Source organism: Eisenbergiella tayi (assembly GCF_001881565.1).
In the GTDB taxonomy this organism is placed as follows: domain Bacteria; phylum Bacillota; class Clostridia; order Lachnospirales; family Lachnospiraceae; genus Eisenbergiella; species Eisenbergiella tayi.
This window is the reverse complement of the sequence record NZ_MPDJ01000014.1, coordinates 35,363-58,456: the sequence shown is the minus strand read 5'-3', so window position 1 is coordinate 58,456 and position 23,094 is coordinate 35,363. Positions and strand designations below refer to the sequence as shown.

The following is a 23,094-nucleotide window of genomic DNA, read 5'->3' as shown; positions in this document are numbered from 1 at the left end:
CTATGGACATCCCCGCACAAATAATTTATATGTCCAATTTATTTGCCGTTGTATACTCCATCAATTTTAGATCTCATTTCCTGAATTACACTATCCAGTTCCTCATTTCCATCAAAATATGCCTGACACTCTTCGGTGAATATATCCTGGGCTTCGCCTCCCATCACAGTCTGAGGAGCAATACTACTGTAATCCTTGAAATAATAAATAAACTTATCATAGCCATCCGGATGATTATCTGTAAGCCATGTTTTAATAACATCGGGCTCATAACAGGATGTTTTATTAGGTGTCCACAGCCCTTCTCTTACCATATTAAGCTGGTATTCATCGCTTCCCAAAAAACACAGCAATGCCCATGCTTCATCAAAATGTTTAGTATTTGCGGCAATAGAATGAATATGGGCCTGCCCCCACGTAGCAGAATGTCCTCCATCCATTACAGGTAATGGTGCAACACCAAAGTTCACTCCACTTTCTGCTGTTTCTTCCATCCCCCATGATCCTTCTACAAACATTGCCACCATTCCGGTAAGCAGCATCTGTACATTATTCATACCTGCACTTTCTGTAAACGCCGCCTGAGGAGATATCCCATACTCTGTTCGTAATGCTTTTATATTTTCAAATATTTTCTTAAAATTTGGATCATCGGTTGCAATAAACTCTTTACCATCATCACTTATGTATTTCATGTCAAATTGATTGAAGTAAGCCGTTAAAAGTTCAGAATCTTCGAGTCCGTAGAAACCATATTGTTTTACTTTTCCGTTCTCATCTTTGACTGTAAGTTTAGAAGCAGCATCAATAAATTCATCCCATGTCCACGCTTTACCGGGATCTGGTGAAGGGTATTCCACACCTGCAGCATCAAATAAATCCTTGTTATAATAAAGCTGAGGCCCTACATTACAGGAAGTAATGCCATACAGCCTGCCATTGTACTGCATACATTGCAACGCAGCCGGAATATAATCATCCAAAGAAAAGGCTTCATTAAATATATCCGTTATATCATAGATAATTCCTCTATCTGCAAAATTATGGACATATGATGAACCACAGTAGAAAACATCAGGCGCACTGTCAGCAGCAAACATGGTCATTATTTTTCCATGGTGTCCTTCCCCCGAATCCGCACTTGGTGTATACTCTACCTTTATATTAGGATAATATTCACTGAATAATTCAAGTGCACGATTCAGATTATCTGTTTCACTGGGTCCTCCTTCCCAGCCTGCCATTGTTAAGGTTACGTCTTTACTTGTATCAAGATTTGTAATTATGGTATATCCATCTTCTGTAACTCCATATTCATATCCATCTGTTTTTTGTGGTACCTCTGAAGAAACTGATGCCTTCTCCTCACTATTTTCTATTCCGGGTTCCTGTATTTCTTCAGACTTCTTTGATGAACATGCTGTCATACTGAACAACATTACGGCGCTAACTAACATAATCAATACCTTTTTCATATTCTTTTCTCCTTCACCTTAAACAATATTGTTACATCAATAAATTTCAGATAAACTATCCTCCTTTCCGTTTTATATATTTTTATATAAATTTTTAATTACTTTTTTACTTCTTTTTTATTATATTACAAGCATTTATGCTAAATATCAATATTTATAATTGCCAATTTTAACATAAAGTTTTTATTAATTTCTACTAATATATAGTAAAGCAATAATTTTATTGATATTTTACCTTTTATCCAATATAATATATTTATAAAAAATTATATAAATTTTTATTTCTAATATTTCAAAATAATTTTTAACAAGTTGTTAAAAAAATGAAAAAATATGATATGATATAAGCGAAATACTCGTATTATAAATACATATTTCTTTACGGAGGTATTTACTGTGAAAATCAATATGAAAACTATCAGTCAGATAACTGGTTATTCGCAATCCACAATATCTAATGTATTAAATAATAAAAAGGGAACAAACAGAAAAACAGCCGAAGAAATTCTAAAAGTAGCCAAAGAAATAGGATATCTGAACACTCCGAAAATCGAAAATATTAAATTGGTCTTTTTTAAAAAAAGTGGTAAGGTTTTAACAGAAACTCCTTTGATAAATGAATTAATAGATGGTATTGTAAGTGAAGCACGCGATAATGGCTTAGATACAATTCTGTTTAATATTCAGGAAAATGATGATGACTATAAAGAAAAATTTGATTCTCTCTTTACCGACAGGAACTCTGGGATTATTTTGTTAGCAACAGAATTAAGCGAAAATGATTTACTTCCATTTCAAAAGATATGCTGCCCATTAGTTGTTCTGGACGCATGGTTTGACCGATTTCTATTCGACACAGTACTCATGAATAATTATGATTCCTTTATTACTTCAACCAGATTTTTAATAGAAAACGGTCATACAAAAATCGGTTTTCTTGGAAGCCAAATTCAAATAAAAAATTTTTACTACAGAGAACAGGGGTTTAGAGATGCCTTAGAAAAATATGAATGTTCTATAGATGAGGATTTATTTATATATCTCGATCCCACTCTGAACGGATCTTATGAATCTATGAAAAATTACTTGGAATCATCTCCTCGGAAAATGGCCACTGCTTATTGCGCAGTCAATGACATTGTTGCCTTAGGAGCATTAAAAGCTTTTCAAGAATACGGTTATAAAATTCCCGATGATATTTCTATAATGGGATTTGATAATATGCCTTTTGGCGAAATAAGTTCTCCTTCACTCACTACAATGAATGTTCCTAAAAGAGCTCTGGGTGAACTGGCCGTCAAACGTTTAATAGAGCAAAGTAATAAAGGCAATTATACACCTTGTAAAACAGAACTGTTAACCTCTCTTATTATAAGACAAAGTGTAAGAAAATTATGAAATATGTTTTCTTTACTAACAGAAGGCTGTCAACTAGAATATAATACTTAATTATTACATTTTAAATAATTCCCCTAAAGACATAAAAAGAGCCTGATAATAGATCCGGCTCTTTTTCAAGTATAAAAATAATTTAAAATTAATTATAATACATATATTTTAATGATAATTGTCAACTGCCTTTCTCTCTTTTATAAAATCACATTCTGCTGCTTCCCAGCCACCCATTTCTCCAGATTATCAAAAACAATTCCGGCCCTCAAGGTCATAGATTCCGCAGAAGCAAATGCAATATGAGGCGTTGCAATAGTATTTGGTGTCTTCAGCATAGGATGGTCTTTCTTAATCGGGGGCTCTCCTTCAAACACATCAATTCCGGCTCCTCCGACCTTACCCTCTTCCAATGCTGCCGCAAGGGCTTCATAATCCACCACCGGCCCTCTGGCCGCATTAATTAAAATCGCACCCTGCTTCATCATGCCGATTTTCTCTTTATCAATCATATGCCTGGTTTCATCAGTCAGAGGACAATGAAGAGTTACGATATCCGATTTCTGAAGCAGCTCGTCCAAAGACACATAGGATGCCAAATCCTTATTTTCTTCCTTGGGATGCCTGCTGTAGGCAAGTACCTCACAGCCAAATGCCTTAACCAGCTGCGCCACTCTTTTACCGATAGCTCCAAGCCCTACAATTCCGACTGTTTTTCCTTTCAGTTCTCTTCCTACCAGGCCGTCTTTCGTTCCTTCATTACGGCAGCGATCTTCCACCTGTTTTACATTCCGCAGCAATGACAGCATCATGCACAGAGACAGTTCCGCAACCGATTCATTGGAATATCCGGATGCATTGCTGACCGCAACCTTTCTTTCTTTGGCTGCTTCCAAATCCACATGATCCACACCGGTAAACGCCACATCGATATATTTCAGGGAAGGACAGCTGCGGATAACCTTCCCGCTAAGAGGCATGTTGGCGATCATGATGACATCGGCGTCCTTCGCTCTTTCTATCTGGACATCTTCATCCGTATTTTTTTCATAGGCGCAGAACTCATGGCCTTCCGCTTTCAGCTTCTGCGCGAACTGATCCAATTCCTTTTCGGCAATCCCCAAAGATTCTAATAATACTATTTTCATTTTTTTCCTCCTGTTAAATGGTTCCGTCCCAAGTCGAAACCTCTTTATTTTTCTTTTCTTCCTCATCAAACCATCTGGTTGTTACACATTTGCTTTCCGTAAAGAAGCGGTATGCATCCTTGCCCAGGCAATGCAGATCCCCAAAGAAGGAATTTTTATGTCCTGCAAAAGGTACAAATCCGATGGGAACCGGAATTCCCACATTGACTCCTACCATTCCGCCGTCCGTATGCCTTACGAATTCCCTTGCATAATATCCGCTCTGCGTAAAAATAACGGAACCATTGGCATAAGGGTTGCCATTCATCAGGCTGAGGCCTTCTTCAAAGTTTTTGACTCTCTTCACACACAGAACCGGCCCGAAAATTTCTTCCCTGCCGATGCTCATATCTTCCGATACGTGATCAAAAACAGTAGGTCCTATAAAATAACCGTTTTCATAGCCTTTAACCACACAGTCCCGGCCGTCTAAAACAAGGCTTGCGCCTTCCTTTATCCCTTTTTCAATATCCGCCAGTATTTCCTTATAATGCGCTTCATAGGTAATAGGCCCCAGTTTGCTGGTTTTTTCCCATGCAGGTCCTATTTTGATTTCTTTAGCCTGCCGGATAAGCTCTTCCACAAAGGCATCTGCAATATCCTCTTCCACCACACAGCAGCTCAAAGCCATGCAGCGCTGTCCGGCACAGCCAAAAGCGGAATTTATCACACCAGCCACGGTTCTCTCAAGGGGGACATCTTTCATAATCAAAGCATGATTTTTAGCCTGGCAAAGAGCCTGTACTCTCTTTCCGTTTCCTGCCGCCGTTTCATAAATATACTTTCCGACTGCCGTGGAACCAACAAATGTAATCCCTTTAATATCCGGATGTTCCAATAAAACCTTTGTTTCTTCCCTGGAACAGGTCACTACATTCAATACCCCGTCCGGCAGGCCCGCCTCTTTATAAAGTCCTGCGATGCGCAGGGCTGTCATAGGTGTAAGACTGGCTGCCTTCAAAACCATGGTGTTGCCGCAGGCGAGACATACCGGCGTCATCCAGCCAAACGGAATCATTGCCGGGAAATTAACAGGGACAATTCCTGCGAAAACACCCATAGGCTCTCTGTATTGAACCGTATCAAAGCCGCTGGAAGCATCCATCAGGCTGTCTCCCATCATCAGGGATGGTGCCTGGGTGGCGAGTTCGGTCCCTTCCTTGGCCTTCAGCACATCTCCCTCGGCTTCCGACCAGGTCTTTCCATTTTCCCTGGCTACAAGCATGGTCAATTCTTCCATGTGCTCCATCAGCAGTTCCCGGACTCTGTATAAAATCTGTGTCCTTTTCGCTACCGGTGTCGCACTCCAGGACGGGTACGCCGCTTTCGCCGCTTCCACGGCTTCCTTAACCTCCGCTTCGGTACATCTGGGCGCCATCCCTGTCACTTCTCCCGTGCTTGGGTTATGAAGCTCATAATAAACCGTCGTCTGTGATTCTCTGTATTCGCCATTACTAAAAAATTTAAGTTTTTCCATTGCTGCTCCCGTCTGCGCGTATGGCGCACAAGCGATTAAAGATGCACTCCAGTCAAAAAATATAAGTGCTTCCGTCAACCTTATCCTTTATTTTCATGTATGATCGACAATCGGATCTCCGTACTCATTTCTTCGCCGGCATCCAGATGCAGATACATATTTTCTTTATCCGTATCCGCAAAAGAACTGTAAGCGTAATTACAGGGCTCTATGGCGAAGGAATATCCATCCTCCGTATTCTGATACCAGCATCTGATATAAGGGAATACCTGTTTATCCCAGGTTACCCGGAATCCGAACTTTCTGGCTTTATGATACAGAGCGAAATCCCCTGTCTCCGCCTTCATTGTGAAGATCAGATGTCCGTCCTGTCCCGGTTCTCTCATATTCTTCAAATTCCATATCGTCCCGTCCGGCATCGGCACACTGCAGATATTTTTGAGGTACTCTTCCTTTTTTCCTCCCTGTCCGGCATATAGTGAGGACAGAAAAATTTCCTCACCCGGATAGGAGATTTCAACCTGTTCATCCAGGAAGCTGCCGCCGAATGCCGAGTGCTGTGTCCACGTAAAATCAGCCGGTTCACCGCCTTCATTCCGTATCGTTTCCGTTACATTAAGGGTCTCATCTTCCAGTCGGATCTGTTTTTTCATGAACAGAGGAAATTCCGGCAGCTGCACGGACAAATTCACTTCCTCTTCCTTCCGGGTATCTCCGCCGGCAGCTGTCTGCGTCTGATAATCCCAGGGCAGTGTCGCAGCTGTTCCCACAGGAAATTCCTGAAAAACAAGACTGCCGTACCTGCCGTATCCGGGCACCACATCCTGCCATCCTCCCGTACTGTCCTCCGAATAACGGGATAAGGGGTTTGTACGCAGATCCCGATTATCATAACGGGCAAAATTCTCATCCTCCGTATGAAGAAGCTCTGCCTGTTCAGGAAGATAAGTAATCTGGTTAATATCTCCGCCTTTGCCGGCAAGTATCTTAACAGACAGTTTTTCGTTCGATAAAATCAATGTACGGATGCTTCCGCTGCTGCTTTCCTTTATCATTCTCCCTGCACCTCGCCGCATTCCGGTTCCGCCAGACGCTGTACCACCTTAACGCATAATACAGCGCCGCCGTCCGGATATTCTTTATTTCTTCCGTCAAGCCATTTTGCTCTTCCGGTCTTCGCTGTCATTCCCTTTGTGCCTTCCATGCCCTTTTCTGCCGCTGCCGCCGCTTCTCTCCATGCCTGCGCAAAGGATACGTTATCCGCCGACAGCTTCTCAAGCGTTTCCGCAAAGGGAACCAAAGCATCCAGTATGGTTTTATCCCCCACCTTCGCTTTTCCCCTGGCAGCTATGGTATCTGCAATAATAGCAGGAAAACGGACAAGATCCGCTTCCTCAAGCTCCGGTTTCTTTCCCGCCGCCTTTGCCACAGCCAGCATGCTGAAGCTTAACAGCGTACCTAACGTGGAAGGCGCGGCCCTGTTGAATGCAGCCCCGCAGGAAGAAAGCAGTTTTGAAATATCCGTCTCCTGATAAGCATCCAGCACCTCTCTGACTGCCGCCGCACCTTTATCCATGGAAATCCCCATGTCTCCGTCGCCGAGTCTGCTGTCTATTTCTGTCAGTTCTTCTTTTTCTTCCTGCAGAACATCGCAAATACTGTAAAGAGCTTTTTTAACTTTATCTATTCCTATTCCCATATTTTCTCCTTCTGTCCGGCTCTCTGCATCATTTGGTCCCTATACACGGCGGGGCACAATGCCCGGGATTTTTACCGGTATCCGGTACACACTGGTGCTTGCCGTTATATACAGGAAGCAGTTGTCCTCCCCGCCGAAACACAGGTTGCCCGCATTTTCCGGACATTCCAGTATTGCGGCAGGCGTCCCGCTGCTGTCAATCACCCAAATGCCTCCCGGCCCGGTAAGATACACATTTCCTTCCTCATCTACCTTCATACCGTCTGCACACCCGGCTCCATATGCTTCATCCAATTCTGCAAAGGTGCCTATCAAAGAAGCCTCTTCCGCGCTGCGCATCTGGTAAGCCCTGATATACTGTTTATTGGTATCATTCACATACAATATTTTTTCATCCGGAGAAAAGGCAATTCCGTTCGGTCTTTCCATACGATCATCAATCAGGCATATTCTGCTTCCGTCCGGTTTCCCATCTGTTACAGGCACACAGAACACCCCATTAAAATCCAATTCCTGTTCACCGCCCATAGCCACTGAATAAGGATCCGTAAAATATACGGCGCCGTCCTTTTTCACCACAACATCATTGGGGCTGTTGAGCATTTTCCCCTGATACGTTCCGGCTATCACTTCACTTTTTGTCTCTCCCGCAAAGGTTACGGCATGGGAACTGGTTTCGGCGCTTACTATTCTGCCGTCTGCCGCCAGACTCAGTCCCACGGCGCGTCCGCTTTCCTTTCTGTAGAGAGATGTACCTTCCCTTTCCTTAAAGCGGTAAATGGTATTATCCTGGAAGTTTGTAAAATAAAGACATTTTTCAACACTATCCCATACCGGCCCTTCCGTGAAATAGTACCCTCCTGCAATCTTCTCCAGTTCCGCAGTCTGATAGAAGCAGGCATTTGCTTTTTCTGTAAACTTTATAATTCCCATGTCCGTTCTCCTCCCATCGTTTTTGTGATTCAGCTGTTTGGGCCTATATGTAAGGAGAAGCCTCCACAGTAGGCGGGAAGATGGAATCAATCTTTCTCAGCACATCCTCCTGAAGGACAATATCCACGCTCTTCAGCACACTGCTCAAATCCTCAATGCAGGTCGGCGCTACGATTACACTCGTTATCTCAGGCCTGCTGAGCTCCCAGGCAAATGTCACATTGGCTTCCGTCTCTCCCAGCTCTCTGCAGAGTTTGGAATACTGTTCCGCCTGATCTCTATACTTTTCAAACAGCTTCCTGCTTTCCGCATTCATCGGCCTTTTTTCAGGATGAAAGGCATCAATTCCCAAAAGCCCCCGGAATAACGGGCTGAAAATAGTAATACCGATACCCTGATCCTTTACCATCGGCAGAAGCTCCAGCTCCGGGGTCCTAGCCAGCGGCGTATACAAATGCTGCTCATTGACCAGTCCCATAAATCCTCTCCGGCGCGCCGCTTCCTGCGCTTTCATAATCTGCCATGCATCATGATTGCTGGAGCCTACGTAGTCTGCCTTTCCGCTTCTCACCAGCCCCTCAAAGGCCTCCCAGATTTCATCCCAGCCTGTAAGAGGATCCGCTTTATGCATCTGAATCAGCTCCAGATGATCGGTCTGCAGTCTGGTAAGGGATGCTTCCACATGTCTTCTTATTTTATATAAAGACAGTCCTTCCACATTATTGGGGCCATCCAGATCGCTTTTTTCAAAGACTCTTCCCACCTTAGTTCCAAGGACTACTTTTTCTCTCCTGCCATTGCCCTGTTTAAACCAATTGCCTATGATGGTCTCTGTCAGCCCTCTTGTTTCAATCCCTCCATACACATTTGCCGTATCGAAAAAATTAATTCCGCAATCCAGAGCATAATCCATAATCTGGAACGCCCCTTTTTCATCTACAACACCCCAATCCCCTTTTCCCGAGGATTTTCCTGTTCCGAAATTTGCGGTGCCAAGACAAAGCTTACTGACATAAAGGCCGGTTCTTCCCAATCTGCAATATTTCATAGCTGCTCCTATCTGTGCCCGTTGTGCACATCTGTTAATCCTGCAAATGATTTAATAACGAATAAAAGGCGTATATTCCTGCGCTTTTAAATAGGTTTCCATTTCCTCATCCAGCCGCATAATCGATAAAGACAACCCTGCCATTTCCAGAGAAGTGGCGAATTCGCCTACCATCGTTTTTCCTACAGCAATCCCTTTTTCTTCCAGATATTCAGCCACATCCTTATAAAAAATGAATAATTCTTCACGGCTTGTCATACCCAGTCCGTTCACCAGAACAGCGACCCGTTCCCCTTCCGCAATGGAAAGATCTTTTAAAACAGCAGGGCATAATTCCCGTGCCAAATCACGGCTGTTCATCATTCTGACCCGTTTTATCCCCGGCTCCCCATGAATTCCCATGCCGATTTCCATGTCCTGATCGTTTATTTCAAAAATAGGCCGCTCCGCTCCCGGCAGTGTACAGGAAGAAAAAGCAACGCCGTAGCTTGCCGTATTATCCACCGCTTTCCGTGCTATCCGTGTCACTTCCTCCAGACTGGCTCCGCTTTCGGCGCACGCTCCAGCGACTTTATATACAAGACAGATTCCGGCAATCCCTCTTCGCTGGATATACTCTTTTCTGGGCGCGCTCGCAACATCATCCGATACTTTAACGGTTTCCGTACGGATACCTTCCAGCGCCGCCATTTCCGCCGCCATTTCGAAATTCATCCCGTCTCCGAAATAATTACCAAAAAGATAAAGAACCCCGTTTTCGTTTTCAACCGCCCTGGTTGTATTTAAAATAGCCTCACTGGAAGGAGACGTAAAAACATTGCCTACCGCAGCCCCATCGCAGAGTCCTTCTCCCACATAACCCAGGAATACGGGAATATGGCCGTAGCCGCCGCCTGTCACAATGCTTACCTTGCCCTTAGCCTTTCCCGGATGCACAAAAGCCCTGATATCATCACATCCGGCTTCATAAAAGGACGGATAAGCTTTATATATTCCCTTCAGACTCTCATCCACAAAATCGTCGCTGTTATTCATACATTTCTTCATACGCTTCCCCCTTTACTGATACCGGCACCTTTTCCTGTCTGTCAGAAAAATCCGGATTCACTCTTTTTAATATGATGCTCCTGCTGTTCTTTGCTGAGCATGGTGAAGTAAGCCGACCATCCGCCCATACGGACCCGCAGATCTTTGTAATTTTCCGGATGCTTCTGCGCATCCCGCAGAGTCTCGCTGTCCGCCACGCTGATTGTCAGCAGATTGCCTCCCAGCTGCGTGAAAGTATCCATCAGGCCGACCAGCCGCTTTGTTCCTTCTTCTCCCTGCACATATTGCCCTGCCATTCCCAGATCCAACGGCGAGCCCAGCGGCATAACATCCAGATTCATTTTCGAGAAGGACAGAAGCGCTCCCGTAATGCCTTTTGTCATTGCCCCTTTGGAAGGAGAAAAATTACTTGCGACAGGTTCCGCAGCAAGCCGTCCGTCCGCACTGGCTCCCGTCCCGTTGCCGACTGCTATATACCAGGAAAACGTTCCTATGCCCGGCATAAATTTCATTTCCGGGTATTTCCCGTCGATTTCCATCATCAGCTCCGCATAGTCATGGGTGAGACGAACCCCTATTTCATCCGCTTCCTCTTCATTGGCCCCATATTTCGGACAGGAATCCAGCTTATTCCTGAGTTTTTCATTTCCTTCGAAATTATGATCGATGGCATCGGCCAGTTCCGTCATCGTGCAATATTTTTCCTGGAAAACCACTCTGCGGATTGCACACAGAGAATCGATGACATGGCTGATACCTTCGGCAATGGTTCCTCCCAGGATAAACCGGGCGCCCATCTGCGTCATGTCCTTTCCTTTCTCCACAGGCCCCTCCAGAAAAGCGGAAAGAAGCGGGACAGGCGCTACAATAGAACGAAGATGCTGTGTCTCCACCATATGGGCCGCCGCCCCTTCCATAACGATTTTAAAGTTATCCAGCACTCTCTTATACAGAGCCTCAAAATCCGTTATTTCTGAGACATCTCCCTGATCCGGCACTTCCTGTTTTCCGTCAATATGACACCTTCCGTGATTCAGAGCCCATTCCATACATTTCAGAGCATTAAGCTTTATGAAATAAAAATCCGTTTTCCCCGGCAGGATACATTCCCAGCAGCCATTATTCGCGTAATCTCTTGCATCCTCCAGATCCACTCCAAACTTCTGATATCCTTTTATAACGGTTTCATCATTATATAAGGCAGGAAGCCCGCCTCCGGTTTTCAGGGTAATGGCCGTCTGGCGTTTCAGATAATCCGGTGTCTGCCCGCTCAGTCTGACCGATAAAACAGGATTTGTCATTCTCATACGCCGGAAGGATTCCAGCATCATCACCGTCATCAGATTGGTGGCATCTTCCCCTGTTTCCGGGATGCATCCCCCAATCATCACGTTCTGGTTCCAGTGATTGATGGCGTCAATGGTATCCCTGACGTTGTATCTCTGCTGTCCGATGTCATAGAGCTTACGTTCTTCCCATTTCTTTTCCTGCTTCTGCTGTTCCATTTCAAGATCCATCATTTCTGCAGCCACTTCATTGTCCTGGGAACGCTCATTGAATTTCAGCATATACAAATCGGTTAATTCCTGGGCTTCCTCCACAGTGAGCCTGTTTTCTTTCAGATCCTTTTCCAGATAGGGATACAGATACTGATCCGGACGTCCCAGCGCCAGGTAATTATCCGTCAGCTGCAGCGCCAAATGCAGAAGCCAGGCCGACTGGCACGCTTCAAAGAAAGAAGAGGCAGGATATCTGGGCACTCTGCCAAGCGCAGCCGCAGTCCTCAGCAGTTCCTGTCTGCGCACGGGATCCTCCTCCGCCTCACTTTTGGCAAGCAGCATATCCACATGACGGGAAGCATAAATCTCCAGACCTTCCAGCGAAATCAGCACAGCCTGTAAAAAAGCCCGTGCGGTTTCATCCTCTGCCGTCTTCAGCTGTTCTGCTGCCATTTTTCTTATTCCGTCAGTCCCCAGCTTCAGCAGCCTTTTATAATCAGGTGAAATATGGCCGAACATGGAGTAAATACCAAAACCATATTTTTCTCCTTCCTTTTGTTCCTCCGGATACGCGAATTCAGGAAGGGCATATGTATTGACAATTCTTTCCTCACGCAGCGTAAAGCATCCCGCAAAGACCTGTTTATCCCAGATACCCACCGGCGCACAGGATAATTTCGCGCGTTCTGCCATCGCTTTCCTTATGATTACGGGAAGCTTTCCCGTTTTTTCATTCAAGACAGACGGCGGATCCGGTGCTTTTTCATTTTTAACAAGCATATTTTCCCTTGTCGCATCAATCAGCCAGGAAACTCTCTGTGAGGGCTTGCTTTCAACGATTCTGCGAGAATACTGTTCGATATCAAAAGTTTTCATTCCCATTTCCTTCCTTACTGTGCCAAATGAAATCATTTCATGATTGTTGCTTCTATTTCCCGCGGCGCAGCTTTACAAAGCTCTTCAGCCCATGCCGTATTTCTTCCCTTATCCCCAATCTCATAATTTCTGCCGCACCATTCATATTTGGCTCCGGCACTTTGGTTATAGGGAAGCAGGTGAATCTGCCTGATTTCCAGTCTCTGAGCTGTTTTATAAGCTTCTTTTATATTTTCCATGGTGTCTGTTATGTAGGGAATCAACGGAATACGCAGTACAATCCTGTCCGTTTTTTCTCTCAGCGCCTCCAGATTTTCCCTGACCGTATTCAGGTTTCCTCCTGTATACTTCTCAAACATCGCAGGATCCGCCAGTTTAAAATCATAATAAAAGGTATCCGTATAATCAGCCAGGGCCAGCAGGTCTTCCTTTTTGCCGCAGCCGGAGGTTTCTACAATTGTATGGATGCCTTCTGCCTTCATACGCATCAGCAGCTGCTTTGTAAAGACCGGCTGAAGCAAACATTCTCCGCCGCTTATTGTCACACCGCCGCCGCTGTTCTTATAAAAGAGCTTATCCTGAATCAGTTCTGCCGCCGCTTCTGTTACACTCATCTGCATTCCGGAAACAAACAGCGCACCCGTCGGACAGCTTTCCACACAGCGCCTGCACCCACGGCAGTTTTCCCTCCGGTATTCCCGGTTTCCTTCCTCATCCAGAATCTGTCCGTAATTCTCGCAGGCAGCTGCACACAGCCCACATTTCACGCACCTGTTTTGTGCAAACAGAATCTGAGGCTCTCTCAGCTGAGATTCCGGCGAATGGCACCAGAGACATGTAAGCGGGCAGCCCTTCAGGAACAGACAGGTTCTGATCCCGGGGCCGTCATGAACAGCAAAATGGTCAATATCCATTACAATTCCAGTTTCCATTTTTCCTCACACACCGATAAGTTTACCGATTACTTCACTGCTGGTTTTATTCAGTACATCTATTTCTTCCTGTGTCAGCTCTATATCCACGCTGTGGATATTTTCCACAAAATGACGGGGGTTCTGTGTTCCTATGATTGCGGAGCTCATACCTCTCTGTGCAAGCACCCAGGCTGCCGCTATCTGGGAAATCGTGCCGTTATGTGCCTGGGCAACCGCCTTCAGGCTGTTCATCAGCGGTTTCTCCGTTTCCAGGTTCTCAGGGAAAAATAAAGGTTTTTCATTTCTGAAATCCTCTGCATCCAGTTTCACCCCATTAAAATGGAATACTCCGGAAAGGATTCCCTTCGCAATAGAATTATAGCTGAGAACACTGATTTGATTATCTGCACAATAGGAAAGCAGTCCATCCTCAATCTTTCTCTGGAGAAGGTTATATTCCGGCTGAAGGGCGTCTATGTGGGTTATTTCCATCGCTTCCTTCAATTGCTCCAGGCTGAAATTAGAAACGCCGATTGCCCGTATCTTACCTTCTTCTTTTAATTTAATAAATTCACCGAGGGTTTCCGAAATGGGTATCCCGGCATTGGGCCAATGAACATACAGCAAATCAATATAATCCGTCTGCAGTCTCTTCAGGCTTCCTTCCGCCGCTTTTCTCACATCAGCAGCCCTCAGATTATCAGGAAGCACCTTGGTCGCTATCACACAGTCTTTTCTTCTGTCCTTCAATGCTTCTCCCACAATCAGCTCTGAAGCGCCGGCTCCGTAGCCTTCCGCCGTATCAAATGTGGTGATTCCATTTTCCAAAGCGGTTTTTAAAAGGGCGCTGTTGGACTCCTTATCCAAAGTTTTCCACCGTCCGCCTCCCAGCTCCATACATCCATGAGTCACTCTGGATATGGAAATATCCGTTTTTCCCAGTTTACAATATTTCATGCTCTCTGCTCCTTTTCAAAAGGGATCCCCTGCCTCAGCAGGGTTTCCCTGACTATGTCTTATAACTATACGGTAATAACCCCGCGTTCCAGCATGCTGTTTACACTTTCCTCCACTGCCTGAAGGATGGTATAACGGGGATTATAGTTTATCAGTCTCTTGCCTTTTTCAATACTATAATTATCGCTGTGTGTTACATGAGACCATGTACTGTTGATAAAGCTGTCAACAGCCGTATGTTCACACCATTCTTTCCAGGGAAGGAATGAGATATCGGGCTGTTTTCCAAACCATGCATACATAGCTTCCGCAAATCCAAGCAGCGTCATGGCATGAGGCGCAACCGCATGGAAGCTTTCGCCAAGAGCCTGGCCTCTGTAGCAGATTGCATTCATAAACACCTGTGCCACGTCATCGGCATGAACATGATGTACGGTTTCCATTCCCATATTGGGAAGGACAATGCCTTCTCCTCTGCCGATCTTCTGGAAAACAAGAGGATCCAGATTTCCGGTAGGGTTAATGCAGTTCCAGCCGGGTCCGGTAATATGGCCGGGCATTACAACCGTTTCCGGAAAACCGTCTTTTCTGTATTGCTCATGAAGATAGGCTTCACTTTTTGCTTTGTTGATTCCGTAATCTTCCAGCGGATGTCTGGGAAGATCCTCCGGAGCAGGAACGATTGTCGCATGTCCGTGCGCCCAAATGGATGCACAGAATAAATAATGAGAAAGATTGGTTCCCTTCAGGGCTTCCACCATCTGATAGGTGCTTTCCGCCTTAAAAGTAATCAGATCGATTACCACATCCGCATTCATTGCAGCAATCTTTTTGCCGAACGTACCGTCTTTCTCTTCCTCTTCTCTGTCAAGGATGACATTTTCCACTTCATCCCATGCGTGGCTGGGCAAATAAGGCTTACTCTGTCCTCTTGTCACACTTACCACCTGATAACCCGCTTTTACAAGCCTGGGAACCAAATATGTTCCGATGTGTCCGCATCCTCCGATAACTACTGCTTTCATAATCTCCGCTCTCCTTCACCTGTTTATTCTGTATAGAGTATCTAAAATACCTGGTTATCCCTGCGGCTTCCCTACAGTATGATTAACCTTGACTTAACTATACAAAATTAACCCTTTTGAGCAAACAGACCATGTTACAAATTTCCCTTCCTTTTTTGTATTGCAGATACAAAGAATAAATCGGCAGACAAAAGAAAAACCTCTGACTTCTTATCAGAGGTTTCCATGCCCTATTTGATTAATAATACTGTAACATCATTTACATTGGTTCCCGTAGGTCCCGTCATTATCAGACCGTTAACCTCCTGCAGGGCGCAGTATGCGTCATTGTCTTCCAGGTACTCCCTGATGTTCATCCCCTTATCCTCAAGCGCTTTTACGGTATAGCCGTCCACGATTCCTCCGGCAGCATCCGTAGGGCCGTCCGTACCATCGGAAGCCAGGGAAAACAGAACCGTCTTCTCCATCCCCTGTATCCCTTCCGCCGCCTGGAGGGCGATTTCCTGATTTCTCCCTCCCAGCCCGTTTCCGGTCACCTTAACTACGGTTTCCCCTCCTACAATCACTGCACATGGCAGCTCCAGCTTCCAGGGATTATCCTCTCGGATCGCCTTTGCTGTCCGTGCAAACCACTGCCCCAGGCTCTTTGCTTCACAATCCGCATTTGTAGAGAATATATACGGCTTATATCCCAGTTCCCTGACATGCTCCGCCGCAGAGCTGCATAGTTCCTCTACATTTCCTTTCACAATATTCGTGATATTGGAAACCAGAGTTTCCTCCGACTTTTCCAGGACGCGGATTACCTTATCTTCCACATCCAAATGATACTTTTCAATAACTTCCATCACTTCCGGCGCATCGGTTGCATCCGGATACGTCATTCCTGATGCAATCATTTCAGGATGGTTTCCCACCACATCCGAAAGAATAATAGCATATCCTGTGGCTGGCTGAAGATGTTTTGCCAGTTTTCCGCCCTTAATCGCGGAAAGATGCTTGCGTACCGTATTGATTTCCACAATATTGGCTCCGCATTTCAGCAGGATTTCCGTCACCCGTGTCACCTCCGGAAGAGTAAGGCCGGCAGCCGGCATCTCCACTAAGGCTGAGCCTCCTCCCGACAAAAGCAGGAGAACCTCTTCGTTTTCGGTCACCCGATCCGCCAGTTCAAGCACTTTTCCGGCTGCGAGCATCGAATTATCATCCGGGAACGGATGAGCCGTTTCCATAATCTGAAATCCCTCAATATTCCCCTTCGAATGCCCGTATTTGGTAACCACAATACCTTCCACAATGCGGGAGCCCAGCAGCCGGGCGGCTTCATCCGCCATTCCCCATGCCGCCTTCCCTATCGCAATGACATAAACAGGTTTGGTTAAGGCAATCTCCTCCAAAACCTCCCGCACTGCCTTCATCGGCAGCACATCTTCAATTGTTTTCTGAATAACAGTTTCCGCATCCCGGCGCATAGCCTCTACTTCATAGATGCCAGAATCATCTCCTGCTCTTCTAATTGTTCCAGCCTGATACATTTCCATTCCCCTTCCTGGTATATGGGAAGCTTCTTTCCGGATACCAGCGAAACAGCTTCCTCCTCCATCGGATATGATGTAATTTTTATTATGACAGGCCCTGTAGGCAGATTATCTGTTACACTTCCCACCGGACCATCGCAGCCGCACAGATTCACCAGATGGAGAATTAACTTTTTCCCCTGAACATACGCATCGCACTGAATATGCCCTTTTCCTTCAACACTTACCGGGAATCGGTTCTTTGCCGTATAGCGCACCGCATTTTCCAGCAGTTTCCCCATATCCGGAAGATAAAAACGGGCATAGCAGCGATCCACATCCGCCGGCATATATACCACCCTGGCCCCGTTTTCCAATTCCCCTGCAAAAATGGTTCCCAGGTCTTCCCTCTCTTCCCGTATCCAGGAAAACTCCGGGGGATAAATAGGGAATGCCGGAATCAAATGGAAAATAGCTTCCAGCGGCCCGCTGCTTGCTGTCTCCACTACGGATCCTCCAAAAGGCAGAATCGAAGTATCCTCCAGACCTTCCAGAAGAGGATTAAACGTATCGTTGCCCTTCAGATAATTATGGGTCTCATGATTCATCCAGTCATCTTTGCTGTCACCGCATACCCCTGTAACAGAGCCGCTTTTGCTGAGTCCGAGAAATTCCCAGAGCAAACACTCCTCCTGGGCTCTTTCTTCTCCTTCTTCATCCATCCGTCCGGTCATACCGGTCATGACAAGGCCTTTGCCGGACTGAAGGAACCGGATAACCTGCTCTTCCTGCTCCCATGACAAAACAGCCACGTTCGGCAGAATAATGGTTTCCAGCCGATTTCCATATTTTTCTATATCATCCGCATGAACCGGCACGAAAGGAATCCCCGCTTTTGAAAGTGACCGTGCAAATCCGGCAAACGGATAGCCGCAGACCTCTTTTCCATGCCCTCTGCCATAATAGACCGCGCTTTCCTGATTCCATACAAGTCCTACACAGGCACAGTTTACCCTGTCATGAAGATATGGCTCCTGCTTTTTAAACCACCGGAACAAATCATCGGAAATCCGGAACTTTCTCCGATCCTGTGTCCCTCCGCCCACAAAATGATACCAGGGCATGATACCTCCGCTTATACCGGTGAGCATCCAGTTGCGCACTTCCTGTCTTGGCGCCGCACTCAGCCGGAAGGTACGCAGGCCTTTATAATAATGCGCCATGCTTTCCGCAACAAGTATATTTTCTGAAGAAGCCAGACGCAGAAGATTTCCGTTCACTGAATTCTGTTCAAATCCGTCAATGGGATCTCTGCTCTGCTGATCACTGAAAACGAAATCCGAATCCTTTACCAACGCTTTGATATCATAAAAACGTTCGCCTGTATCAAACGGATCCGCCGTCAGCATCCCAAACCACCGGCAGTCTTCTCCTCCTGCCTTCCTTGTAACTTTATTAAAGAAATGCCAGTTCCGGATCCTCAGCTGATAGTTCCAGCGCACCCACTTCCGGTAAACCGGATCTTCCCAGTCTTCTTTTTCCGGCAGCTCCATCCGGTACTCTTCCCGGAACTTTTTCCGGCAGTTTTCACAATAACAGATATCTGTCCGCTTCATACCCGCCCAGCTGTTGTCTGCAAAACCGTCAGGATGATAGTTCTCAATGATCTCCTGAAAAACCTGAGGGAGGAATTCCTGATAGTAGCCGCCGTTCACACAGGCAACATATCTTCCCTGAGACAGATACGGATTTCCTTCTTTATCCCTGCAGTACCATTCCGGGTTTGAAGAATACAGAGTCTCCGTTGTGGCGTTAATATCCATACGCGCCACCACAGCAAGCCCTGCCTGTCTGGCCGCATCCTTCCAGAGACCGAAATAGTCCTTATCTCCCAGATATTTTGCCTTATACTGCGCCGTGAACCTGCTCTTATAATAGCTTACGATTCCGCCGCAATTAATAATGACCCCTTCCACCCCTGTTTTTTTCCAATAATCAATCCAGAAATCCAAATCACATTTTTCGGGATCATCCTCCGTCAAATTGGTCTGCCCCCATAAAAAGGTACGTTTATACCATGGAGCCTTATCCTGCATATCGTCCATTTCTTTCCTCCCGCTGTCAAAGTCCTTTGCGTGTAAATGACAGTACCTTTTCATCCTGCAGATAATGTCCTTTTATCCGCAGCTGTCCGCTGTCCTTATTTCCGAGAATCTTTACTCTCTTTTCTTCTCCGGGCATCAAATCAAAATAATTATCCGAAAAAAGCCAGCCGAATTCATCTTCTCCGCTCTGTCCTTTGATCTCCACGCAGCGTATAAACGCATCTGTCTTCAGCACCAGATAATTTCCATCCAGCCTGACATCAAGGTTTGCTTCCTTGTAGCGCAGATGTCTCTCTATATCTACATAGTCTACACCAGAACAGCATACATCACCATTTTTTTCCACAAATTTTGCGTATAATAAACAGTCCTTCGGGAAAAACCGGTATTCCGCCAAATCAAAGACCATATCCGACCCGCCCTGCCCGATACGAATATCCACCTGGTTTTCCCGGAGATTTCTTTCTTCCCCTAAATGATAAATAGAAACCGTGACCGTTCCTTCCACATCCCTGTCCGAATCGTTTACCAGCCAGAGGCGGATGCTCTCTCCTTTTTCAAAGCTGAGTAGTACGGGCTGAAAAAGCCTGACCAGGGAGTAATAAGGAATATATCCTTCCTGGAAAAAATCAATGGATGCACAGTATACCTTCGGCCAGGTATCCAGAAGCTTACAGGAAAAATACCCTTTGCTTCTCCTGCTTTCACCCGGCTGTCTGCTCCCTCTGCGGATCTGCTCCCCGTATCTTCTGATTTCCTGTCCATAAGCAGCTCCGAACCGGTATATCATATCCTCCGGCCCCTGCGGTTCATAAAACTCCCAGTACGGTCCGCTCTTCCGCTGTCCGTTTGCATTGCGGTGGCTTCTCTGCAGCCAGTTTTCCGGCATACAGTCAGGGCTTTCATAGGTACTCAGCAGCCCCTGTTTTGCTGCCGCTTCCCAGCCTGATACTTTTTCATCCTCCGGCCAAATCGAGCCTTTGATTATTTTTTTCAGGCTGTGCATTACCGGCGGCGCCGTCCGTATATGTTCGCTGATAAACTGCGGATAATCCTGATAAGGATACTGCCATACACAATCATAGGTATGATAATCTCCTGTCCTGGGATCATTCGCCCACTCTCCGCCCCAGGGTGAATTCGGATGGTAATACCTTCCCGGATCCAATTCTTCCACTACCTGCGGGAATACCTTCAGGGGGATATCCTTTCCGAAGGGTTCTTTTCCGGCAAATTCCGCTCCCATTATGGTCTCGTTTCCTCCGCACCACATCAGGAGGGATGGCCTGTGCATCAGCCGCTTAACCAGCGCCGCCGCCTCTTTCCGGCATTCGTCCGCAATCCGTTCCGTATCCGGATACGCCCCGTGTCCGAGGAAAAATTCCTGCCATATAAGGATTCCTCTCCGATCCGCCTCTTCATAAAATTCATCCGGCTGCGGGATTCCTTCGCCCCAAATCCGCAGGGTATTCATATTAGCATTTTCCGCCATATCAAACAGCCGCATTGCCCTGTCCCTGCAGTAGCAGTGCGTATACCCCTGAAGAGGATCCATACTGCCGCCCCAGAGGCGGACACGTTTTCCATTGATAATAAATTCCAGAGGAGAAGGCATTTCCACTTTTTTAAAACCAATCTGCCTTTCCCATTTATCCACGATGTTTCCCCGTTGGGCCGCTATGATTTCCAAACGATAGCGGAAGGGTTTTCCAAAGCCCCTGGGATACCACAGACTGGGCTGCGCAACAGTAAAGCTGCTTTCTATGCTCCATTCTGCCCCGGGCTCCTGTCCTTCTTCCAATGCCCCTTCCTGAACAAGCTCCCGCCCTGCATATAGCTTATAGGATAATGCGGTATTACCGCCTTCTCCCTTTATGATAAGCCTCACTTTACCGTCATTCGCTTCATCAACCGTAACTTTTGCAAGCACTTCCTCAATCCTTACTTCGCCCCATGTTTTTACATGTACTTTTCCGTAGACGCCAATCGGTGAAAAATAAGGAATGGCTCCCTGGTAATTGCTTCCCCCGTCGGGAACCTCCGGCGGAAAATCATGGATAGGTTTTCGGATCACCTTGCATTTCTGGACAGCTCCGTCCCATTCAGGATTCCATTTCTCCCTTTCAAGGAAATCGGAAACCCGGTGAAAATGAATGAGCAGGATATTTTCCTTCTGCAGTGACCCACTGACTTTTACCTCCTGAGGGAGATAAAAATTATCATGCTCTCCCACCAGTTTCCCATTCAGATAAATATCCGCATAGGTATCAAGCCCTTCAAACAAAAGGCCTGCGCCTGACGCTTCGTCTTCACAGCGGAAATAACAGCGGTACAGCCAGTCATACTCTCCGACCCACAATACATTTTCACACCAGCCAAGCCTGTATTCCTCATCAAGAAAACCATTGTCATATAAAATATCATGTACCTGGGCAGGCATAGACTTCACCTGTATCCAGTCTTCTTTTTCCTGTCCAAAGGCAGCTGCATCTATTTTTTCCCGGGGATCAATCCTCTTCAGCTCCCAGCCATCCGAAAGCACTCTGTCTGTATTCATATCTTTTCCCTGTCTTTCCAAGCAAACGGGACATTTCCTCCCTCTGATCAGGGAAGGGAAATATCCTGTTTTCTCAATATTTCCTGAAGCTTCTTATAATCTATATCAGCCGGTTTTACCCTGTCCTGTACGGCCAACACCGCCGCGGCGCCTGCCGCCTGGCCCATCATCATGCACAGGGAAATCGCCCTTATGCCGCTTTCCGCCACATGATCCGCGCTGATGCACCTGCCTGCCAGCAGCAGATTATTGATGCCTGCCGGCACCAGAGCCCGGTATGGCACCTGAAAGGTACGTTCATCCACAATCGGTTCAAAAATATGCCCGTCGTAGCCTTTCCCTTCCACTTTTCCGTCTCCGCTGCTTGTTCCGTCCGGAGGGAGCATATCATAAAATCTGGGAAATACGGCAATGGCATCATCAAACTGCCTGTCGGACTCCATATCCTCTATTGTCAGATAATATTCACCCCGGATTCTTCTGCTGTCACGGAAGCCTATTTCCGGAGCAATGGAAGTAATTTCAATATCTCTTAACTCATGGAATTGATTTTTCAGATAATGGTAAATTTCAAGGATATATTCACGGCACTCCATCTCTCCTCTTGTAAGCCCCTCGATATCGGTAGGATCGATTCCATGGGCGCAGGAATAATTCACGTAACTGATCTGCCCTGCCTTCGTAAGCCTTCCAAAAGGGATATCCTGTTTGGAGCAGGCAAGCCCTGTTCTGCCTTCTTTGGATTCCTTTGTGAAGATATTGCTGATTTCAGACAGCCGTTCCCCTTTCATCTCCTCCGTATGCGCTCCTGTCACCCGGAAATTCACCGTCCCCGGCTGGCACATTCCATCTTTTTCCCTTCCCTGTTCGAAAGGCAGCCCTGCGCCGAAAGCCACGTCTCCATCGCCTGTGGCATCGATTATGATCTCCGCGCTAACTGCTTCCGGCCCCTGTTTGGTCTGAATAATTACAGCCTCTATTTGATTGCGCCGGGTGATCACTTCATTGACAAAGGAATGAAGAAGAACCTCCACCTTATTTTCCTTCATAAACTTATCCAGGAAAATTTTCAGATACTCACTGTGGAAAGCCATTTTATTTTTTTCACGGATATTGTCATTCCCATATATTTCATAGCATTTCTGTTCAATTTCTTTATACAGCCCTTCTGAATGGAAAGGGGTTCCCTTCAGAAAATGATTGCAGTTTTCCACATAACAGGCCGTGATATTTCCTCCCAGAAAACCTCTCTTTTCCAGAAGAAGTACCTTTTTCCCAAGCCTTGCTGCGCTGATCGCCGCCCCTATGCCTGCCGGGCCGCCTCCAACCACTAAAATATCCGCTTTTCTTTTAATCTCCAATTCCATCTGCGGTCTTATTACCTTCACA

The 23,094-nt window shown here is 46.1% G+C and carries 17 protein-coding genes; 1 reads left to right on the top strand and 16 read right to left on the bottom strand.

From position 1 onward, the window contains the following. Window positions 1–38 precede the first annotated feature (38 nt). Window positions 39–1,475, bottom strand: coding sequence for an ABC transporter substrate-binding protein (locus BLA28_RS30980; RefSeq protein ID WP_071699719.1), 1,437 nt, complete (start codon window positions 1,473–1,475; stop codon window positions 39–41). 396 nt (window positions 1,476–1,871) lie between these two features. Between BLA28_RS30980 and BLA28_RS30975 the strand changes: the two genes are divergently transcribed. Next, window positions 1,872–2,873, top strand: a complete 1,002-nt coding sequence (locus BLA28_RS30975) for a LacI family DNA-binding transcriptional regulator (RefSeq protein WP_069155620.1) — start codon at window positions 1,872–1,874, stop codon at window positions 2,871–2,873. Between the two features lie 191 nt (window positions 2,874–3,064). Here BLA28_RS30975 and BLA28_RS30970 read toward each other — a convergent pair whose 3' ends face one another. From BLA28_RS30970 to BLA28_RS30900, 15 genes are all read right to left on the bottom strand, one after another. Further along, complete coding sequence (locus BLA28_RS30970) at window positions 3,065–4,012, bottom strand: 2-hydroxyacid dehydrogenase (protein WP_071699718.1); 948 nt, start codon at window positions 4,010–4,012, stop codon at window positions 3,065–3,067. A gap of 13 nt (window positions 4,013–4,025) precedes the next feature. Further along, complete coding sequence (locus tag BLA28_RS30965; RefSeq protein ID WP_044968854.1) at window positions 4,026–5,528, bottom strand: CoA-acylating methylmalonate-semialdehyde dehydrogenase; 1,503 nt, start codon at window positions 5,526–5,528, stop codon at window positions 4,026–4,028. An 80-nt stretch (window positions 5,529–5,608) separates the two neighbouring features. Then, entirely contained in the window at window positions 5,609–6,583 is a 975-nt protein-coding gene (locus BLA28_RS30960) for a DUF4432 family protein (RefSeq protein ID WP_069155622.1), read from the bottom strand. After that, complete coding sequence (locus BLA28_RS30955; RefSeq protein ID WP_081329783.1) at window positions 6,580–7,227, bottom strand: DAK2 domain-containing protein; 648 nt, start codon at window positions 7,225–7,227, stop codon at window positions 6,580–6,582. Before BLA28_RS30955 ends, BLA28_RS30960 begins: the two co-directional genes overlap by 4 nt. A 39-nt stretch (window positions 7,228–7,266) precedes the next feature. Continuing rightward, complete coding sequence (locus BLA28_RS30950) at window positions 7,267–8,160, bottom strand: SMP-30/gluconolactonase/LRE family protein (protein ID WP_069155623.1); 894 nt, start codon at window positions 8,158–8,160, stop codon at window positions 7,267–7,269. 43 nt (window positions 8,161–8,203) lie between these two features. After that, entirely contained in the window at window positions 8,204–9,208 is a 1,005-nt protein-coding gene (locus BLA28_RS30945; protein WP_069155624.1) for an aldo/keto reductase, read from the bottom strand. Window positions 9,209–9,259: 51 nt separating this feature from the next. Beyond that, complete coding sequence (locus BLA28_RS30940) at window positions 9,260–10,255, bottom strand: dihydroxyacetone kinase subunit DhaK (RefSeq protein ID WP_069155625.1); 996 nt, start codon at window positions 10,253–10,255, stop codon at window positions 9,260–9,262. 41 nt (window positions 10,256–10,296) lie between these two features. Further along, window positions 10,297–12,630 (bottom strand): pyruvate formate lyase family protein, encoded by a 2,334-nt coding sequence (locus BLA28_RS30935; protein ID WP_069411340.1) that lies wholly within the window; start codon window positions 12,628–12,630, stop codon window positions 10,297–10,299. A gap of 32 nt (window positions 12,631–12,662) precedes the next feature. Next, window positions 12,663–13,562: a glycyl-radical enzyme activating protein gene (locus BLA28_RS30930; protein ID WP_069155627.1), complete on the bottom strand. Its 900-nt coding sequence runs from the start codon at window positions 13,560–13,562 to the stop codon at window positions 12,663–12,665. A 6-nt stretch (window positions 13,563–13,568) separates the two neighbouring features. Beyond that, window positions 13,569–14,501, bottom strand: a complete 933-nt coding sequence (locus tag BLA28_RS30925) for an aldo/keto reductase (protein WP_069155628.1) — start codon at window positions 14,499–14,501, stop codon at window positions 13,569–13,571. A 65-nt stretch (window positions 14,502–14,566) separates the two neighbouring features. Next, a complete protein-coding gene (locus tag BLA28_RS30920; RefSeq protein WP_044968879.1) occupies window positions 14,567–15,526 on the bottom strand; it encodes an NAD-dependent epimerase/dehydratase family protein in 960 nt (319 codons plus the stop codon). A gap of 230 nt (window positions 15,527–15,756) precedes the next feature. Next, entirely contained in the window at window positions 15,757–17,067 is a 1,311-nt protein-coding gene (locus BLA28_RS30915; protein WP_242880540.1) for a glycerate kinase type-2 family protein, read from the bottom strand. Beyond that, the gene (locus BLA28_RS30910; RefSeq protein WP_069155629.1) at window positions 17,004–19,148 is read right to left on the bottom strand and encodes an alpha-amylase family protein; all 2,145 of its coding nucleotides are present in this window, start codon (window positions 19,146–19,148) and stop codon (window positions 17,004–17,006) included. The genes BLA28_RS30915 and BLA28_RS30910 overlap by 64 nt, the downstream gene beginning before the upstream one ends. Window positions 19,149–19,164: 16 nt before the next feature. Beyond that, the gene (locus BLA28_RS30905) at window positions 19,165–21,705 is read right to left on the bottom strand and encodes a glycoside hydrolase family 2 protein (protein ID WP_069156548.1); all 2,541 of its coding nucleotides are present in this window, start codon (window positions 21,703–21,705) and stop codon (window positions 19,165–19,167) included. Between the two features lie 47 nt (window positions 21,706–21,752). After that, on the bottom strand, window positions 21,753–23,093 hold the full coding sequence (locus tag BLA28_RS30900) for an FAD-dependent oxidoreductase (protein ID WP_133304936.1): 1,341 nt from the start codon (window positions 23,091–23,093) through the stop codon (window positions 21,753–21,755). Window position 23,094: the final 1 nt, after the last annotated feature.

Coding starts and splice junctions, on each gene's coding strand:
- BLA28_RS30945 (WP_069155624.1), bottom strand. CDS start 9,208: ATGAAATATTGCAGATTGGGAAGAACCGGCCTTTATGTCAGTAAGCTT.
- BLA28_RS30925 (WP_069155628.1), bottom strand. CDS start 14,501: ATGAAATATTGTAAACTGGGAAAAACGGATATTTCCATATCCAGAGTG.
- BLA28_RS30965 (WP_044968854.1), bottom strand. CDS start 5,528: ATGGAAAAACTTAAATTTTTTAGTAATGGCGAATACAGAGAATCACAG.
- BLA28_RS30950 (WP_069155623.1), bottom strand. CDS start 8,160: ATGGGAATTATAAAGTTTACAGAAAAAGCAAATGCCTGCTTCTATCAG.
- BLA28_RS30915 (WP_242880540.1), bottom strand. CDS start 17,067: ATGGAAATGTATCAGGCTGGAACAATTAGAAGAGCAGGAGATGATTCT.
- BLA28_RS30910 (WP_069155629.1), bottom strand. CDS start 19,148: ATGGACGATATGCAGGATAAGGCTCCATGGTATAAACGTACCTTTTTA.
- BLA28_RS30905 (WP_069156548.1), bottom strand. CDS start 21,705: ATGAATACAGACAGAGTGCTTTCGGATGGCTGGGAGCTGAAGAGGATT.
- BLA28_RS30980 (WP_071699719.1), bottom strand. CDS start 1,475: ATGAAAAAGGTATTGATTATGTTAGTTAGCGCCGTAATGTTGTTCAGT.
- BLA28_RS30935 (WP_069411340.1), bottom strand. CDS start 12,630: ATGAAAACTTTTGATATCGAACAGTATTCTCGCAGAATCGTTGAAAGC.
- BLA28_RS30940 (WP_069155625.1), bottom strand. CDS start 10,255: ATGAAGAAATGTATGAATAACAGCGACGATTTTGTGGATGAGAGTCTG.
- BLA28_RS30955 (WP_081329783.1), bottom strand. CDS start 7,227: ATGGGAATAGGAATAGATAAAGTTAAAAAAGCTCTTTACAGTATTTGC.
- BLA28_RS30920 (WP_044968879.1), bottom strand. CDS start 15,526: ATGAAAGCAGTAGTTATCGGAGGATGCGGACACATCGGAACATATTTG.
- BLA28_RS30930 (WP_069155627.1), bottom strand. CDS start 13,562: ATGGAAACTGGAATTGTAATGGATATTGACCATTTTGCTGTTCATGAC.
- BLA28_RS30970 (WP_071699718.1), bottom strand. CDS start 4,012: ATGAAAATAGTATTATTAGAATCTTTGGGGATTGCCGAAAAGGAATTG.
- BLA28_RS30960 (WP_069155622.1), bottom strand. CDS start 6,583: ATGATAAAGGAAAGCAGCAGCGGAAGCATCCGTACATTGATTTTATCG.